The sequence below is a fragment of the Kitasatospora putterlickiae genome (assembly GCF_039527695.1).
Taxonomy (GTDB): Bacteria; Actinomycetota; Actinomycetes; order Streptomycetales; family Streptomycetaceae; genus Kitasatospora; species Kitasatospora putterlickiae.
Map to the genome: position 1 here is coordinate 4,015 of NZ_BAAAKJ010000531.1, position 1,010 is coordinate 5,024.

Genomic DNA, 1,010 nt, shown 5'->3' on the forward strand with positions numbered 1-1,010 from the left:
CGCGTCGGCCGGAGCCGTCGAGGCGTCCCGCGGCTTCCGGCCGTCCCGGGCCTCCGCGTCGTCCTGGGCCCCGGCCGCCCGCAGCGCGCCGGTCGCCAGCAGGTACTGCGCCAGGATGTACGTCGCCATGATCCAGAAATCGTGCCCCGGCAGCTCCCGCCAGTCGGCCAGCTTGGTGGCGATCAGGGTGTCCGAGAGCAGGAACAGCGCCCCGCCCAGCCCGGTCCGCACGCCCAGCCCGGCCGAGGCCACCGCCGTCGAGGCGAGCAGCAGGCTGTACCCGGCCACCGGGATCCGCAGGTCCCCGAGATCCGGCCAGAGCAGGCCCACCATCGACGCCCAGGCCGCCGCGTACGCCGCCGCGACCACCAGCGTCCGGCGCCGGTCGGTCAGCGCGCCCTGGCCGACGAACATCGTCACGTAGCAGACGTGCGCCGCCGCGAACGAGCCCATTCCGGCCAGGAAGGCGGGGTCCGAGTCGAGCTGGAGCAGGACGTCCCCGCCCGCGCTCGCCAGCAGCGCCGGCACCAGCGGCTTCGGCGCGCGCCGGCCGGCCGCGGCGGCGCTGACCACGCTGTGCGCGGCCAGCAGCGGCATCAGCGCCGGCTTGGTGGCGTGCCGCAGCGCCGGCGTGTCGGTCAGCAGCGCCCCCAGGTGGGCCGCCGAGGTGGCGGCGAAACCGGCGAGCAGGCCGGGGGCCGAGCGCAGCCGGTCGCCGAGAACGGCGCGGGTGGTCGTACGGATGCTCATGCGGCGGTGTCCTCCGGGTGGGTGGGGGAGCGGGTGGGGACCGGACGGGGGAGCCATGGCCCTGTGCCGGGCACGATAGGGGACGGGGACGGGGTGTGGAAGAGATTGTTACCGGTGCGTAGACCCGGCGTGGCCACCGGGGTGACGTGTCGCCTGCCCGGCGCGGGCCGTGACCTCCGCGCCGTTCGTCCGCCGTCCGGCCGGATGTCGCCGCGCGGCGGGCGGCTGCCAGCGGGGGCCGCGCCCAGCGTTTAGTGTGG

General features: G+C 76.6%; 1 protein-coding gene. It reads right to left on the minus strand.

Annotated elements, in window-relative coordinates; genetic code table 11:
- The coding region (locus tag ABD308_RS38805) for a lysoplasmalogenase (protein WP_344345735.1) at positions 1–750 on the minus strand (750 nt) is incomplete at its 3' end.
- Positions 751–1,010: the final 260 nt, after the last annotated feature.